The 15226-nt window shown below is 71.0% G+C and carries 14 protein-coding genes; 12 read left to right on the top strand and 2 right to left on the bottom strand.

The window, feature by feature from the left end:
* Positions 1 to 273 precede the first annotated feature (273 nt).
* Positions 274 to 1695: a pyruvate kinase gene (gene pyk, locus HFP48_RS15315; protein ID WP_006947055.1), complete on the top strand. Its 1422-nt coding sequence runs from the start codon at positions 274 to 276 to the stop codon at positions 1693 to 1695.
* Complete coding sequence (locus HFP48_RS15310) at positions 1692 to 2564, top strand: acyl-CoA thioesterase II (protein ID WP_029544036.1); 873 nt, start codon at positions 1692 to 1694, stop codon at positions 2562 to 2564. The genes pyk and HFP48_RS15310 overlap by 4 nt, the downstream gene beginning before the upstream one ends.
* A gap of 117 nt (positions 2565 to 2681) precedes the next feature.
* On the opposite strand, the gene HFP48_RS15305 is transcribed toward HFP48_RS15310, so the two are convergent.
* On the bottom strand, positions 2682 to 3332 hold the full coding sequence (locus tag HFP48_RS15305; protein ID WP_029544034.1) for a TetR/AcrR family transcriptional regulator: 651 nt from the start codon (positions 3330 to 3332) through the stop codon (positions 2682 to 2684).
* 80 nt (positions 3333 to 3412) lie between these two features.
* Between HFP48_RS15305 and HFP48_RS15300 the strand changes: the two genes are divergently transcribed.
* Complete coding sequence (locus HFP48_RS15300) at positions 3413 to 4366, top strand: NAD(P)-dependent alcohol dehydrogenase (protein ID WP_029544032.1); 954 nt, start codon at positions 3413 to 3415, stop codon at positions 4364 to 4366.
* Positions 4367 to 4431: 65 nt separating this feature from the next.
* Entirely contained in the window at positions 4432 to 5091 is a 660-nt protein-coding gene (locus HFP48_RS15295; RefSeq protein WP_029544030.1) for a uridine kinase, read from the top strand.
* 139 nt (positions 5092 to 5230) lie between these two features.
* On the opposite strand, the gene HFP48_RS15290 is transcribed toward HFP48_RS15295, so the two are convergent.
* On the bottom strand, positions 5231 to 5713 hold the full coding sequence (locus HFP48_RS15290; RefSeq protein ID WP_029544028.1) for an adenosine-specific kinase: 483 nt from the start codon (positions 5711 to 5713) through the stop codon (positions 5231 to 5233).
* Positions 5714 to 6197: 484 nt separating this feature from the next.
* Here HFP48_RS15290 and acsA point away from each other — a divergent pair, with 484 nt between their 5' ends.
* The 8 genes from acsA to HFP48_RS15250 all read left to right on the top strand — a co-directional run bounded on the left by acsA (position 6198) and on the right by HFP48_RS15250 (position 15215).
* Positions 6198 to 8036, top strand: coding sequence for an acetate--CoA ligase (gene acsA / locus HFP48_RS15285; RefSeq protein ID WP_168579726.1), 1839 nt, complete (start codon positions 6198 to 6200; stop codon positions 8034 to 8036).
* Positions 8033 to 9052: a pyruvate dehydrogenase (acetyl-transferring) E1 component subunit alpha gene (gene pdhA, locus HFP48_RS15280; protein ID WP_050035325.1), complete on the top strand. Its 1020-nt coding sequence runs from the start codon at positions 8033 to 8035 to the stop codon at positions 9050 to 9052. Before acsA ends, pdhA begins: the two co-directional genes overlap by 4 nt.
* Positions 9049 to 10023, top strand: coding sequence for a pyruvate dehydrogenase complex E1 component subunit beta (locus tag HFP48_RS15275; protein WP_029544022.1), 975 nt, complete (start codon positions 9049 to 9051; stop codon positions 10021 to 10023). Before pdhA ends, HFP48_RS15275 begins: the two co-directional genes overlap by 4 nt.
* Positions 10024 to 10032: 9 nt before the next feature.
* A complete protein-coding gene (locus HFP48_RS15270) occupies positions 10033 to 11262 on the top strand; it encodes a dihydrolipoamide acetyltransferase family protein (RefSeq protein ID WP_168579725.1) in 1230 nt (409 codons plus the stop codon).
* Positions 11263 to 11271: 9 nt separating this feature from the next.
* Complete coding sequence (locus HFP48_RS15265) at positions 11272 to 11550, top strand: phosphopantetheine-binding protein (RefSeq protein ID WP_006946663.1); 279 nt, start codon at positions 11272 to 11274, stop codon at positions 11548 to 11550.
* 97 nt (positions 11551 to 11647) lie between these two features.
* Positions 11648 to 12409: a GAF and ANTAR domain-containing protein gene (locus HFP48_RS15260; RefSeq protein ID WP_065923456.1), complete on the top strand. Its 762-nt coding sequence runs from the start codon at positions 11648 to 11650 to the stop codon at positions 12407 to 12409.
* Positions 12410 to 12577: 168 nt separating this feature from the next.
* Positions 12578 to 13018: a DUF4383 domain-containing protein gene (locus tag HFP48_RS15255; RefSeq protein WP_168580586.1), complete on the top strand. Its 441-nt coding sequence runs from the start codon at positions 12578 to 12580 to the stop codon at positions 13016 to 13018.
* A gap of 409 nt (positions 13019 to 13427) precedes the next feature.
* On the top strand, positions 13428 to 15215 hold the full coding sequence (locus HFP48_RS15250; protein WP_029544015.1) for an ABC transporter ATP-binding protein/permease: 1788 nt from the start codon (positions 13428 to 13430) through the stop codon (positions 15213 to 15215).
* The last annotated feature ends 11 nt before the right edge of the window (positions 15216 to 15226 follow it).

Raw genomic sequence — 15226 nt, 5'->3', positions numbered from 1 at the left:
GATGCCGCGCCGTTTCCGTGCCCCGCCCCCGCCGTCCGGACGGGAGTGCCGTCCTGCGCCGCGGGCGCACGCCGCCGGATCCGTCTCCGTCACAGGGGGTTCCGCGGGCCGCTCCGGCACCGACGAGATCGGGCGCCGCATCCGGCGGAGGTACGGGGACGGCCGGACCGATGCCCGGGGCAACCGGACGTCGGCCCTCGGCCGAGCGGGCACGGCGTCGGCGCTGCACCGGCTGTGCTCCGCCACCGCCGCACGGGTACTAGGCTCGACCGCGTGACCCGACGCACCAAGATCGTTTGCACCATGGGCCCGGCCACGGCAGACCCCGAGGTCCTGAGGGAACTCGTCGACGCCGGGATGGACGTGGCCCGCCTCAACTTCAGCCACGGCGAACACGCCGATCACGAGGCCCACTACCGCCGCGTGCGGGAGGCCTCCGATACCAGCGGGCATGCCGTCGGCATCCTCGCCGACCTGCAGGGCCCGAAGATCCGCCTCGGCCGGTTCGCCGAGGGGCCGACGGTGTGGAATACCGGCGAGATCGTCCGGATCACCGTCGACGACGTCGAGGGAACCCACGACCGGGTCTCGACCACCTACAAGCAGCTCGCCGACGACGCGCGCCCGGGGGATCGCCTGCTCGTCGACGACGGCAAGGTCGGCCTGGTCGTCGAGCACGTCGAGGGCAGGGATGTGGTCTGCCGCGTCACCGAGGGTGGGCCGGTCAGCAACAACAAGGGCGTGTCCCTGCCGGGGATGAACATCTCGGTTCCGGCGCTGTCGGAGAAGGACATCGAGGATCTCGAGTTCGCCATGCGGCTCGGCGTGGACTTCGTCGCCTTGTCGTTCGTGCGCTCCCCGGCCGACATCGAGCTCGTGCACGAGGTGATGGATCGGGTGGGCCACCGCGTGCCGGTGATCGCCAAGCTCGAGAAGCCCGAGGCCATCGAGAATCTCGAGGCGGTCGTGCTGGCGTTCGATGCGGTGATGGTCGCCCGCGGTGACCTCGGCGTCGAGATGCCGCTCGAGGAGGTGCCGCTGGTGCAGAAGCGGGCGATCCAGATCGCCCGCGAGAACGCCAAGCCCGTCATCGTGGCCACGCAGATGCTCGAGTCGATGATCGAGAACTCCCGGCCGACCCGCGCCGAGGCCTCCGACGTCGCCAACGCGGTCCTCGACGGTGCGGACGCGGTGATGCTCTCCGGCGAGACGTCGGTGGGCAAGTACCCGGTCGAGACGGTGCGGACGATGGCCCGCATCATCGCGGCCGTGGAGTCCGATCCCACCCGGGTGCCGGCGCTGACCCACGTGCCGCGCACCAAGCGCGGGGTGATCTCCTACGCGGCGCGCGACATCGGCGAGCGGCTCGACGCCAAGGCGCTGGTGGCGTTCACCCAGTCCGGCGACACGGTGCGGCGCCTGGCGCGGCTGCACACCCGGCTGCCGCTGCTGGCGTTCACCCCGGTCCCGCACATCCGCAGCCAGCTGGCGCTGACATGGGGCACCGAGACCTTCTCCGTCGAGCCGGTCGACACGACCGACGTGATGGTGCAGCAGGTCGACGCGGCGCTGCTCTCGCTCGGCCGGTACCAGCGCGGCGACCTCGTGGTCATCGTGGCCGGGTCCCCGCCCGGCCGCTCCGGGTCGACCAACCTGATCCACGTGCACCGGATCGGGGAGAAGGACACCCATTGAGCCGTCGCACCGCGACCGATCTCGAGGTCCTCGTCGACCTGCTCGATCTCGAGCAGGTCGACGAGGACCTCTACCGGGGTGAGCACCCGATCCAGGTGGGCAGCCGCACCTTCGGCGGCCAGCTCGTCGCTCAGGCCCTGATCGCGGCCGGCCGCACGGTCGGGGACCGGCCGGTGCACGCGCTCAACGCCCACTTCATCCGCGGCGGCGACGTCAAGGCGCCGATCGAGTACCGGGTGGTCCGGCACCGCGACGGCCGGGATTTCGCGAACCGCATGGTCACCGCCTCCCAGAACGGCCAGGAGCTGTTCGTCATGCTCGCCGCCTTCCAGCGGTGGGGCAAAGGGCTCGAACATGCGGTGAGCGTTCCCGAGGTGCCCTACCCCGATGTGCTGCCGCCGCTCGGGGACCACCTGTCCGGGTTCGAGGATCACCTGCCGCACTTCGTCAACGCCCTCAAGCCGATCGACATGCGGTACGCCAACGACCCCGCCTGGATCCTCAAGGGCACCGGGGAACGTCTCTCGCACAACCGGGTGTGGATGCGCGCCGACGGCGCGCTGCCCGAGGATGCGCTCCTGCACGCCGCCACCCTGGCCTACAGCTCCGATACCACCGTGCTCGACTCGATCCTCACCACCCACGGGCTGTCCTGGGGGCTGGACCGGATCGTCGCCGCCACCGTCAACCACTCCATGTGGTTCCACCGGCCGGTCCGGTTCGACGAGTGGATTCTGTACGCCACCGAGTCCCCGGTCGCGGCGGGATCGCGCGGGCTGGCGACGGGCCGCTACTTCACCCTCGAGGGGGAACTCGTGGCGACGGTCGTGCAGGAGGGACTGATCCGTCATTTCCCGCGCCGCGGCTGACGTGGGCGACCGTGTCCGCGCCCCCGCCGGCCGCGGGGGCGCGGACACACGCGCCCTCGCCGTCACCGCCCGGTCCGCCGCCTGCCGCGCAGTCCCTCGTCCCGCGTGGGGCGCTTCTCATTCCTCCACCCGGCGACGGCGGCGGTCGAGTTCGTCGAGGATCAGCCCCAGTCCGTAGTCGAACTCGTCCGCGAACGAGTAGTCCTTTCCGATCACCAGTTCGCCGACCATTTCCGCCAGGTAGGGGTAGGCGTCGGCCGGCACGTCGATCTCCGAGGCGAACTCCTCGGCGCCGTCCGCCGACGCGAAGGGCAGTTTCAGTTCGGTGAGCACGAAGCCGTACACGTATGCGTCGATCACCGAGAAGGCGTGGGACGCAAGGGCAACCGGGAAGCCGTTCGTGCGCAGGCAACCGAGCACGGCGTCGTGGTGCCGCAAGAGTGACGGACCGGGCGAACGGCGGGACTCGATCAAGGTCAGCGCCCAGGGATGCCGGGCGAGCACGTTCCGCGCCGAGGTCGCCCGGTGCAACATCGCAGGCCGCCACGGTTCGCCCGGTCCGGGCAGCACGATTCCCGCGAAGATCCAGTCCGCGAGCCCATCGAGCAGATCGTCCTTGTTGGCGACGTGGTGGTAGAGAGACATTGCCTCCACGCCGAGTTCCTTGCCGACGTTGCGCATGCTCACCGCGGTGAGGCCGCCGCGGTCGGCTACGCGAACCGCGGCCTCGATGATCCCGATGCGGCTCAGCCCCGGCCGTTCGTTCATGTCTCCCTCACGACTCTTGCGTACTTACAGGCGTAAGCCTAGTCTTCCCGGACAAGACTTACATCCGTAAGGGAGGGCTCATGAAGGCCGCAATCGTCGACAGGTACGGGCCACCGCACGTCGTCCGCGTCGCGGAGGTGCCCATTCCGGTCCCCCGGGACACGGAAGTCCTCGTCCGCGTCGTCGCCGCGGCCGTGACGGCCGCGGACTCGCGGATCCGCGCGGCCCGCTTCCCCCGCGGATTCGGCCCGTTCGCCCGGCTGATGTTCGGCGTGTTCCGGCCCAGGCGAAAGATCCTGGGCGGCACCTTCTCCGGTGTCGTCGAGTCGGTCGGCGCGAGGGCCGGCGGGTACACCCGTGGCGACGAAGTGTGCGGCATGACCGGACTCGCAATGGGGGCGCACGCGGAATACGTCACGGTCCCGGCGGAGCGGGTGGTTCGCAAACCGGCAGCGGTCACTCACCCGGATGCGGCGGCGCTGCTCTTCGGCGGGACCACCGCGTTGCACTTCCTGCGAGACAAGGCCTCACCGGGACGCGGCGATTCTGTGCTCGTGAACGGGGCGTCGGGCGCGATCGGAACCAACGCCGTTCAGCTGGCCAAGCATTTCGGCGCCACCGTCACGGCCGTCACCAGCACCGCCAACCTCGGCCTCGTCTCCGACCTCGGCGCCGACAAGGTCATCGACTACACGGTCACCGATGTGTCCGACCTGACCGACCGCTTCGACGTCGTACTCGACACTGTCGGCAACCTCACCCCCTCGTCCGGACGGAAGCTCCTCACCGACGGGGGCGTTCTGTTGCTTGCGGTGGCAAACCTATGGGAGACCATGCGCCCCGGCGCCGATGTCAAGACGGGTGCTGCGCCCGAGCGACCCGAGGACGTCGAGTTCCTCCTGGAGTTGTCGGCCGCCGGTCGGCTCGTCGCCGTCACCGACGACATCGGTGGTCTCGACCAGATCGTATCGGCCCACACGCGAGTGGACTCCGGCCACAAGGTCGGCAACATCATCGTCCGGCCCGCGGGGTGACGGCACCACGCCGAAGCCGAGGATTCTGTCGAGCGGGTGGCCCTGCGATGGCGGAAACTGGGCCGATGACGATGTTCACCCCGATCAACCCGGCCGATCTGGCCGGCGTCATCGCCGAACGCGCAGCCGGGCACCGCCGACGGGTGTGCGTCGGGATCTCTGCCGCCGACGCGGCCGCACCGCTGAACCTTGCGGAGGAGGTCGCCGCGCGCCTGCGCGTCGAGGGCCGGCCGGCGGCAGTGCTGTCGCTCCACGACTTCGTGCGCCCGGCCTCGCTCCGTTTCGAGCACGGACGCACCGATCACGAGAGCTACCGGACGAACTGGTTCGACTACGGCGCGCTCGACCGCGAAGTCGTTCGGGGACTTCACGAAAAGAAGCGATGGCTGCCGCGGTTGTGGGACGAGGCGGGGGACCGGTCGGCTCGTGCCCGCCGGGTGGACGCTCCCGACGGTCAGGTGCTCGTGGTCGCCGGCCCGATGTTGCTCGGTCGCGGACTCGCCTTCGACGTCGCGGTGCACCTGGCGATGTCGCGGGCCGCGTTGGGCCGGCTGACGCCCGACGAGGACCGCTGGACGATCCCTCCGCTGCTCGAGCACGACGCCGCCGCGGCCGCGGAGGCCGACATCGTCGTGCGGTACGACCATCCGGATCGCCCGGCGATGCACGCCGCCGGTGCGATCCGGTCCGGGAACGGGGACCGGCGATCCGGTCAGCGGCAATGAGCCGGTCGGCGGGTGGGTCCCGATCCCGGGCGGCGGGCGATCGCACGCACACCGGGCCCCGACGTCGAGCCTCGACCGGTCAACGAGCGCTACATCCTCCCCCCGGGGGCCCTGTGCGCGTCATGGGGCGCACGGGCGGTCACAGCTTGTAACCGATCGTGCGCAGCAGTGCCTTGCGGTCGGCGACGTCGGCGCTCGTCTCCACGCCGAGGGGTGGGTTCCCGTCGATCACCCCGGCAATGCCTCGGCCGAGCTCCGTCTCGGCCACGATGATCTCGACGGCGTTGGCCGTGGCGCAGAAGATGCCGCATACCTCCGGTACCTGCTTCAGCGTGTTCAGGATGTTCACCGGATAGCCGTCCTCCACGAACACGAAGAACGAGTGGCCTGCGCCGACCGCCAGGGCGTTGCGCCTGGCCAATTCGACGAGCCGGTCGTCGTTGCCCGAGAAGCGCACGAGGCGAGGTCCGGAGGCTTCGCAGAACGCGACTCCGAACCGGAGGTGGGGACTCACCCCGGCCAGTGCTTCGTGCAGGTCCTCGACGGTCTTGATGAAGTGGGCCTGCCCGACGACGACGTTCATGTCGTCGGGCTTGTCGATCGCCACGATGTGCAGCTCCACGATCGCCTCCTCGGATGCCCTGCGGCTCGGCAGGCCAGCGTCGACAGACAGTCTGCCCCGCTGGGCAACCCGGGGCAACGACGGGAGAACGGGAGAGGACCGGAGCGGATCTGCCGAACCCGGCTGGGGTGCGGCGCTGGCAGGGCCGGATCCGGGATCGGACCGGCTCGGGTTCTCGGCACGCAACATCCCGGATGGTGTTCTCGCCCAGCCGGTCCCGCACCGCGTCAGCGACCGACGCCGGCGCGGGCTTCGGCTGGTGGGGCTGCCCGAAGCCGAAGCCTGCGTCGACGGGGTCCTCGGCAGGATCGCCGTCACCGTGAGTCACACCGGCATGCACCGCTGCGCGCGCCGGCAACGCGGGACGGTCGAAGGCCCGGAGGGCTCCCCGTCGTGTCCGTGCGGGTCCGCGGCAGCACCCGCACGCCCGTGCGGCGGATGCCCGAGGGACCAATGCCCCTATGCCGGCCGTTCCGGGCGGCGCATGATCGGCTCGACGCGATCTGCACCGGAGGGAGCGGCCGTGACGACCAGCAGCGACGCGGTGATCCGCAAGACGGCCGACGACCTGCGGGTCCCGCCGAACCTGTCGGACTACGAGGCCACCTGTGCCCGGTTCACGTGGGACGAGGCGGCGGCGCAGGTGCCGGGCCCCCCGGGCGGGGGGTGCAACATCGCCTGGTCGGCGGTCGACCGGCACGCCGACGGCCCGCTGCGGGACCGTCCCGCCCTCCGGTTCCTCGGTGCCGGTGACGCGACGGGCCGTATCGACGTCACGGAGTTGTCGTACGGCGACCTCGCAGACCGCGTCCGCCGCTTCACCCGCGTCCTGCGCGACCTCGGAATCGGCAAGGGCGACCGGCTGTTCGTGTTCTCCGGCCGGATCCCCGAGCTGTACATCGCCGTCCTCGGTGCCCTGCGCAACGGCACGGTCGTCACCCCGCTGTTCTCGGCCTTCGGTCCCGAACCCCTGCTCACCCGCCTCGAACTCGGCTCCGCACAGGTATTGGTGACCACGGAGGCGCTGTACCACCGGCGCGTCGCGGGGGTGCGCGACCGGGTGCCGACCCTCGAGCACGTGCTGCTCGTCGGCGACGACGAAGCCGCCGCCACCGACGTTCCCGGCACCCTCGACCTACGGGCCCTGCTCGACGCCGCCGAGCCGGCCGCCGATCCCACACCCACCACCGCCGGCGACCCGTCGTTGCTGCACTTCACGAGCGGCACCACCGGCACCCCCAAGGGGGCGCTGCACGTGCACGGCGCCGTCGTCACCCACTACGCCACCGGCCGCTACGCCCTCGACCTGCATCCCGACGACATCTACTGGTGCACCGCCGATCCCGGCTGGGTGACGGGCACGTCGTACGGCATCGTCGCGCCGCTGCTGCACGGCGTCACCTCGATCGTCGACGAAGCCGAGTTCGACGCCGAACGGTGGTACCGGATCCTGCAGGACCAGCAGATCAGCGTGTGGTACACCGCCCCCACCGCCATCCGGATGCTCATGCGCGCCGGACCCGAGGTCGCGGGACGCTACCGGTTCCCGAACCTGCGGTTCGTCGCCAGCGTCGGCGAGCCGTTGGCACCCGACGCCGTGTGGTGGGGCACCGAGGTGCTGGGGCTGCCCATCCACGACAACTGGTGGCAGACCGAGACCGGCGGCATCATGATCGCCAACACGCCGGCGTTCGACATCAAGCCCGGATCGATGGGCCGGCCCCTGCCCGGCGTCGACGCCCGGATCGTCCGCCGCGACGAGGACGGCACGGTGCACGAGGTCACCGCCGCCGACACCGAGGGTGAACTGGCGCTGCGGGCGGGCTGGCCGTCGATGTTCCGTGGCTACCTGAACCAGGACGAGCGCTACCGCAAGTGCTTCGCCGGCGATCTCTACCTCACCGGGGACCTCGCGCGCCGCGACGCCGACGGATACTTCTGGTTCGTCGGCCGCGCCGACGACGTGATCAAGTCCGCCGGCCATCTCATCGGACCGTTCGAGGTCGAGAGCGCGCTCGCCGAACACCCGGCCGTCCTCGAAGCCGCCGTGATCGGTGTGCCGGACGAGATCCTCGGCGAACGGGTGAAGGCGTTCGTCGTCCTCGAGCGCGGCGTCGAACCCGACGACGCGTTGCGCCGCAAGCTGATCGGGCACGCCCGCGTCCGGCTCGGTGCGGCCGTCGCCCCCAAGGAACTCACGTTCGTCGACTCGCTGCCGCACACCCGCAGCGGCAAGACCCTGCGCCGGCTGCTCAAGGCCCGCGAACTCGGCCTCGCGGAAGGCGACACGTCGACGCTCGAGACCCCGGAGGTGGCCGGATGACCAGCGACACCGAGCAGGCCGGCGGGGGCGCCGCCGGATTCCCCTACGACCGCGACTTCGCGCTCGCGCTGCTGGCCGACATGCTGCGCATCCGCCGGATGGAGGAGAAGGCCGCCGAACTCTACGGCGCCGGCAAGATCCGCGGATTCCTGCACCTGTACGTGGGGGAGGAGGCCGTGGCGGTCGGCGCGCTGCACGCGCTCGACCCGGGCGACACGGTCGTGGGCACCTACCGTGAGCACGGGCACGCCCTGATCCACGGGCTGTCCATGAACGCGATCATGGCGGAGATGTTCGGCAAGCAGGAAGGCTGCTCCCGCGGGCGCGGCGGCTCGATGCACCTGTTCGACGCCGCGACCCGCTTCTACGGCGGCAACGCGATCGTCGGCGGGGGCCTGCCGCTGGCGGTGGGCCTCGCGCTGGCCGACAAGATGCAGAAGATCCCGCGGGTCACCGCGTGCTTCTTCGGTGAGGGGGCGATGGCCGAGGGCGCGTTCCACGAGGCGCTCAACCTCGCGGCCCTGTGGCAGCTGCCGGTGCTGTTCTGCTGCGAGAACAACCTGTACGCCATGGGCACCGCCCTGGCCCGATCCGAGTCGCAGACCGACCTGTGCGCCAAGGCCGCCGCGTTCGGGGTGCCCACACTCCGGACGGACGGGATGGACGTGCTCGCCGTCCACGAGACGGCCCGGGCCGGGGTCTCCCACGTCCGCAGCACGGGCGGACCGATGTTCCTCGAGTTCCAGACCTACCGATTCCGTGCCCACTCGATGTTCGACCCCGAGCTCTACCGCGACAAGGCCGAGGTCGAACGGTGGAAGGAACGCGGCCCCATCCACACGTTCTCGGCGCGGCTGAAGGCGCTGACTCTGCTCACCGAGGAACAGTTCCGGCAGCTCGACGCCCAGGCCGTGGCCGAGGTCGACGACGCCGTCGCCTTCGCCGAGGCCGGCACCTGGGAGCCGGAGTCCGACCTGCTCCGCGACGTGACCACACCGGCCGGGGAGGCACCGTGAAACTCAGCTACCGCGAGGCCCTGCGCGCCGCGCTGCACGACGCCCTGAGCACCGATCCGCGGGTGTTCCTCATGGGCGAGGACATCGGGCGATACGGCGGCACGTACGCCGTGACCAAGGGCCTGCTCGACGAGTTCGGACCCGAACGCATCCGCGACACCCCGCTGTCCGAGCTGGGCTTCGTCGGTGCGGGCATCGGTGCGGCGCTCGGCGGGATGCGGCCGATCGTCGAGATCATGACCGTCAACTTCAGCCTGCTGGCCCTCGATCAGATCGTGAACACCGCCGCCGCACTGCGCCACATGTCCGGCGGCCAGTTCTCCGTGCCGATCGTGATCCGCATGGCCACCGGCGCCGGGCGGCAGCTGGCCGCGCAGCATTCGCACAGCCTCGAGGCGTGGTACGCGCACATCCCCGGCATCCGGGTGCTGGCCCCGGCGACCGTGCGGGACGCCCGCGGCATGCTCGCCCCCGCTCTCGCGGATCCGGACCCGGTCGTCGTGTTCGAGCACGCACTGCTCTACAACACCACCGCCGACATCGACCCCGACGAACCGGTCGACATCGACAGCGCGCGGGTGCTCCGGCCGGGCGGCGACGTGACCCTCGTCGCCTACGGCGGCACCGTCGGCAAGTCCCTCGTCGCGGCGGAAACCCTGGCGGGCAGCGGAATCGAGGCCGAGGTCGTCGACCTGCGGGTGCTGCGCCCGCTGGACACGGCCACCGTCGTGGACTCCGTCCGTCGCACCCACCGGGTGGTGGTCGTCGACGAGGGCTGGCGCAGCGTCGGCCTCTCCGCGGAGGTGACCGCCCGGATCGCCGAGGAGGCGTTCTACGACCTCGACGCACCCGTGGCGCGGGTGTGCAGCGAGGAGGTGCCGGTGCCCTACGCCCGGCACCTGGAGCAGGCGGCGATTCCCCAGCCGGAGAAGATCGTCGCCGCCGTGCAGGCCCTGATGGGCGAGAGCTGAGGAGGCGACGTGTTCGAGTTCACCCTGCCGTCCCTCGGCGCCGACATGGACGAGGGCACCCTGACCGAATGGCGCGTCGCGCCCGGGGACACGGTCGAGCGCGGCCAGGTGATCGCCTCGGTGGACACCGCCAAGGCCGAGGTGGAGGTCGAGATCTGGCGGGACGGGGTCGTCCACCGGTTGGTCGCGGAACCGGGTGTCACGCTGCCGGTCGGCGCGGTGATGGCAACCCTGCTCGAGCCCGGGGAGGACGCTCCGCCCGTCGCCGAGGCCCCGGCGGCCGCGGCCCCGGTGGTGGCCCCCGTCGCCGCGGCCGGCGGCGCCGCCCCCGTCACCGAGGCGCCGCCGGCGCCCGCTCCGGCCGCCCCGGCCGCGCGGCGGCGGGTATCGCCGGCCGCCCGCCGGCAGGCCCTGCAGCTGGGCGTGGACCTCGACACCGTGACCGGCACCGGACCCTGGGAGTCGGTGACGATCGAGGACGTCGATCGGGCGGCGGCTCGTGCAGGCACCGCGCCGGCGCCGGCGCCGGCGCCACCTGCCGCCGCGGCGGCACCGGCCAGGGCCCCGATCGACAAGGCCGCCGAGATGCGCCGCGCCATCGCGTCCGCGATGGGACGTTCCAAGCGGGAGATTCCGCACTACTACCTGTCGGAACAGATCCCGCTCGCGCGGGCCCTCGACTGGCTCACCGAGTACAACGCGCAACGCCCGGTCACCGAGCGCGTCCTGCTTGCGGCGCTGCTGCTCAAGGCGGTCGCCCTGGCCACCCGCCGGTACCCCGAAATGAGCGGATTCTGGACCGACGGCGAGTTCCACCCGGCCCCGGCCGCGCACGTGGGGGTGGCGGTCTCCCTGCGCCAGGGCGGGCTGATCGCCCCGGCGATCCACGACGTCGCCGACCTCGCCCTGCCCCAGCTCATGGCGGCCCTCGCCGACCTCGTCAAGCGCGCCCGGGCGGGCTCGCTGCGCAGCTCGGAGATGTCCGACCCCACCGTCACCGTGACCAACCTGGGGGAGGAAAGCGTGGACTCGGTGTACGGGGTGATCTACCCGCCGCAGGTCGCACTGGTCGGTTTCGGCAAGCCGACCCGGCGCCCGTGGGTCGACGGCGACGCGGTGCGGCCCGTCCCGGTGGTCACCGCGACCCTCGCCGCGGACCACCGGGTCAGCGACGGCCGGCGCGGCGCCCTGTTCCTGGCCGAGATCGCCGAACTGCTCCAGCACCCGGAACGACTGTGAGGTGAGATCGTGACCACCGACGAGACCAATACCGGCGAGACCGCCCGTGCCGACATCCGCGCCGCCGTCGTCGCCGCGATCGCCGACGTCGCCCCCGAGATCGAGGACATCGAACTGGCGGGGGACCGGCCGCTGCGCCAGCAGGTCGACCTCGACTCGATGGACTGGCTGAACGTGCTGATCGGACTGCGTTCGTCGCTCGGGGTGGACATCCCCGAGGCGGACTACGCGCACCTGAGCACCCTCGACGGCCTGGTCGGATACCTGGCGCAGCGCCTCGGGCGGTGAGGTCACACGAGATGACCCGAGAACTGTGCCCGGCCGGTCTCACCGGGTGCATTCTGTGAGAAGAACGACCGACGGGGATGCAGTCGTGGACGGGGACATGGCCGGGAACGATCCACTGTGTGGACGAGTCGGGGAGATCGTCGTGGCGCTGCGCAGGCTGTCCGCCGCGCTCGACGAGGGCGACGAGTTGCCCGAGCTGCTGCACCTGCTCGTCGGCAACGTCGTGAAGATCGTGCCCGAGACCGGCATGGCGGGGGTGACGGTCCTGCGGGGCGGCCGCCCCGAGACGGAGGCCTGCAGCAATCCGCTGCTCTACGAACTCGACCACGCCCAGTACCTCGCCGGCGCCGGCCCGGGCCTCGACGCCGTGCGGACCGGCCAGGTGGTGCGCGCGGACCGCGCCGAGATGCGGCGACGCTGGCCGGCGTTCGCCGAGCGCGCGGAACGGTTCGGGACGGCGAGTTCGCTGGCCGCGCCGCTGCGGATCGACGACGAGACGGCCGGATCGTTCAACCTCTACAGCGAGCACGACCACGGGTTCGATTCTCTGGACGAGACGCTGGTGGAGGTGTTCACGACGGCCGTGGAGACCGCACTGCGGCAGGCCCGTCGCTGTGCCCGGGCCCGGGCGGAGATCACGCAACTCGATCGGGCCCTGCGCTCGCGTCCGACCATCGACCACGCCGTCGGGATCGTCATGGCCGCGCGCGGTCTGACCGCCGAGGAGGCCTTCGCCGTGCTGGTGCGCCAGTCCCAGCACGAGAACGTCAAGCTGCGCGACGTCGCTGCCCGACTGGTCGCCCAGCTCACCCCCGCCGGAACCGACCCGCGGCCGGGTCCGATGACCCGGGACCGGTGACCGTTCCTATCGGCAGCACGCACGGCCCGTCGCCGTCCCGCGAAAATCCTCGCGGGCAAGGTTTCACGAACGCCCACGGAGGTATCTCTCCGGCAGCCGCAGCCACTCCGCTCCGGTCACCTGTTCGAACGAAAGGAGCCGGCCATGGCCGAGCACGCAGGACGAACTATGACCCGGACACCGGTGCAGACAGCCGCCCTCGCTGTCGGTGTGGTGTTTCTCCTCGTCGGCATTCTCGGGTTCGTTCCCGGAATCACGACCAACTACGACACCATGACGTTCGCCGGGCACGAGTCCGGGGCGCTGCTGCTCGGGATCTTCGGGGTCTCCATCCTCCACAACATCGTGCATCTGCTCTTCGGTGTGGCAGGCGTCGCGATGGCCCGCACGGTCGGTGCCGCTCGGTCCTACCTCATCGGCGGCGGCATCATCTACCTGGTGCTGTGGCTCTACGGACTGGTGATCGACAAGGACAGCTCGGCGAACTTCGTGCCGGTCAACTCCGCCGACGACTGGCTGCACTTCGTGCTCGGGGCCGCCATGATCGCCCTCGGCTTCCTGCTCACCCGCCGGACCACGACGCACCGCACCGTGCCCGGCACCCGCTGACAGCCACCCACCGACCCGTCGCCGGTCCTCGCCGCCAGGAGCGAGGACCGGCGACGTTCGTGTGCACCCGCGGATCGTTCCGTCCTGCGGGCACGGCCCAGCCGGGCTCGACCGCACGGCGAGCCCGGCCGAGCCGTGGTCACCTCCGTGGCCCGCTCCTGCGACGCTGGACCACCACGTAGACGACCACCCCGACGAGAATGAGAATGCCCAGAACCTCCATGACCGTCGGATACCCGCAGAACCCGTGACGAAGCAGCGGTCCGGTGCCCGGCGCGCGCCGGCCACCGGCTCCGCCGCGGGGGCAGCCCCACGATCGGTCGCGGAATCGGCGTCGCGCACCCCGGGGCGGGGTCCACAATCTCTCGCATGGACCGCGCGATCGCGCGGGAGACGGGAGCGGCGACGGATGGAATGGGGAAGTGTGCTCGTCGACAGCGTCTGGTGGACGCTGAAGGCGTATGTGATCACAACGGTGGTGTTCGTCGTCGTGGTGGCGCTGCTCGCGCGAACGACCCACTGGGGACGGCAGTGGTGGCGCATCGCGTGGCCCTACTTCGATCCGCGTCGGGGCCTCGGCCCGCTCGGACTCGTGGCCCTGGTTCTGCTGTTCACCGTCTTCGCGGTGCGGATGAACGTGCTGTTCTCGTACTGGTACAACGACTTCTACACCGCGATCCAGGACCTCGACGAGGCCGCGTTCTGGCGGTTCATGCGGGTCTTCGCCGTGCTCGCCACCATCCACGTGGCGCGCAGCCTGGTCGCGTACCTGCTCGGTCAGACCCTCGACATCCACTGGCGCACCCAGTTGAACAACCGGCTCGTCGACACCTGGCTCGACACCGGGGCGTTCTACCGGGACCGGTTCGTGGACAAGCCGGTGGACAACCCCGACCAGCGCATCCAGGTCGACGTCACCGATTTCGTCACCACCACCCGCGTCCTGTCGATGGGGGCGGTCACCGCGGTGCTGTCCATCGTCAGCTTCACCGGCATCCTGTGGGACCTGTCGGGCCCGATCACCGTGTTCGGCACCGAGATCCCCCGCGGAATGGTGTTCCTGGTCTACATCTACGTGCTGGTCACCACCGCGGTGGCGTTCTGGATCGGCCGGCCGCTGATCCGGCTGAACTTCCTCAACGAGAAGCTCGGCGCCACCTACCGCTACGCCCTGGTCCGCGTCCGCGAGTACGGCGAGAACATCGCCTTCTACCGCGGCGAGAACGTCGAGCGGGGTGGCCTGCTGGGCCGATTCGCCGCGGTGATCCGCAACTGGTGGCGCATCGTGTTCCGGATCCTGAAGTTCGACGGCTTCAACCTGACCGTCAACCAGATCGCGGTGATCTTCCCGTTTCTCATCCAGGGGCCGCGGCTGTTCGCCGGTCAGGTCACCCTCGGTGACGTGATGCAGACCGGCAACGCCTTCGGTCAGGTCCACGACTCGCTGTCCTTCTTCCGCGAGTCCTACGACGACTTCGCCGCGTTCCGGGCGACCACCATCCGTCTCAACGGCCTGGTCGACGCCACCGACCAGTCCGCGAAGCTGCCCGTCCTCGTCGCGACCGAGCAGGGTGACACCCTCGACCTGCGCGGTCTCGACGTGCGGACCCCGGCCGGCCGGCCGCTCGTGACCGGCCTCGACATCCACGTGTCCCCCGGCGAGGCGCTGCTCGTCCGCGGCGCGTCCGGCAGCGGCAAGACGACGCTGCTGCGCTCCCTCGCCGGGCTCTGGCCGTACGCCCACGGTCGGATCGCGCGCCCGGACGGCGACGCGCTGTTCCTGTCCCAGGACCCGTATGTGCCGCTCGGGACGCTGCGCGAAGCGTTGTCGTATCCTCGTCCGCCCGTACGGGACGACGCGGAACTCGGCGAGGTGCTCGAACGCGTGCACCTCGGGCACCTGAGGGAACGCCTCGACGACGACACCGACTGGGCGCGCGTGCTGTCCCCCGGGGAGCAGCAGCGCCTCGGGTTCGCGCGGGTGCTGCTGGCCCGGCCGCGGACCGTGTTCCTCGACGAGGCCACCGCCGCCGTCGACGAGGGACTCGAGCACGCGCTCTATCGCACCGTGCGCGAGGCGCTGCCGGACAGCGTCATCGTCAGCGTCGGGCACCGCAGCACCCTCGACAGCTTCCACGACCGGGTGCTCGAACTGCAGGGGGAGGGTCGCTGGACGGTCACCGAGAGCGTCCGCTGAGCTCCACGCGA

The organism is Rhodococcus sp. DMU1 (genome assembly GCF_012272955.1).
GTDB classification, from domain to species: Bacteria; Actinomycetota; Actinomycetes; order Mycobacteriales; family Mycobacteriaceae; genus Rhodococcus; species Rhodococcus aetherivorans.
Note: the sequence above shows the minus strand (reverse complement) of the source record. Positions and strands in the feature narration are given on the sequence as shown.

What these genes read in the sequence shown, in the direction of transcription:
- HFP48_RS15305 (WP_029544034.1), bottom strand. Translation starts at nt 3,332, where the DNA reads ATGAACGAACGGCCGGGGCTGAGCCGCATCGGGATCATCGAGGCCGCG.
- HFP48_RS15300 (WP_029544032.1), top strand. Translation starts at nt 3,413, where the DNA reads ATGAAGGCCGCAATCGTCGACAGGTACGGGCCACCGCACGTCGTCCGC.
- HFP48_RS15295 (WP_029544030.1), top strand. Translation starts at nt 4,432, where the DNA reads ATGACGATGTTCACCCCGATCAACCCGGCCGATCTGGCCGGCGTCATC.
- acsA (WP_168579726.1), top strand. Translation starts at nt 6,198, where the DNA reads ATGATCGGCTCGACGCGATCTGCACCGGAGGGAGCGGCCGTGACGACC.
- pdhA (WP_050035325.1), top strand. Translation starts at nt 8,033, where the DNA reads ATGACCAGCGACACCGAGCAGGCCGGCGGGGGCGCCGCCGGATTCCCC.
- HFP48_RS15260 (WP_065923456.1), top strand. Translation starts at nt 11,648, where the DNA reads ATGGCCGGGAACGATCCACTGTGTGGACGAGTCGGGGAGATCGTCGTG.
- HFP48_RS15255 (WP_168580586.1), top strand. Translation starts at nt 12,578, where the DNA reads ATGACCCGGACACCGGTGCAGACAGCCGCCCTCGCTGTCGGTGTGGTG.
- HFP48_RS15250 (WP_029544015.1), top strand. Translation starts at nt 13,428, where the DNA reads ATGGAATGGGGAAGTGTGCTCGTCGACAGCGTCTGGTGGACGCTGAAG.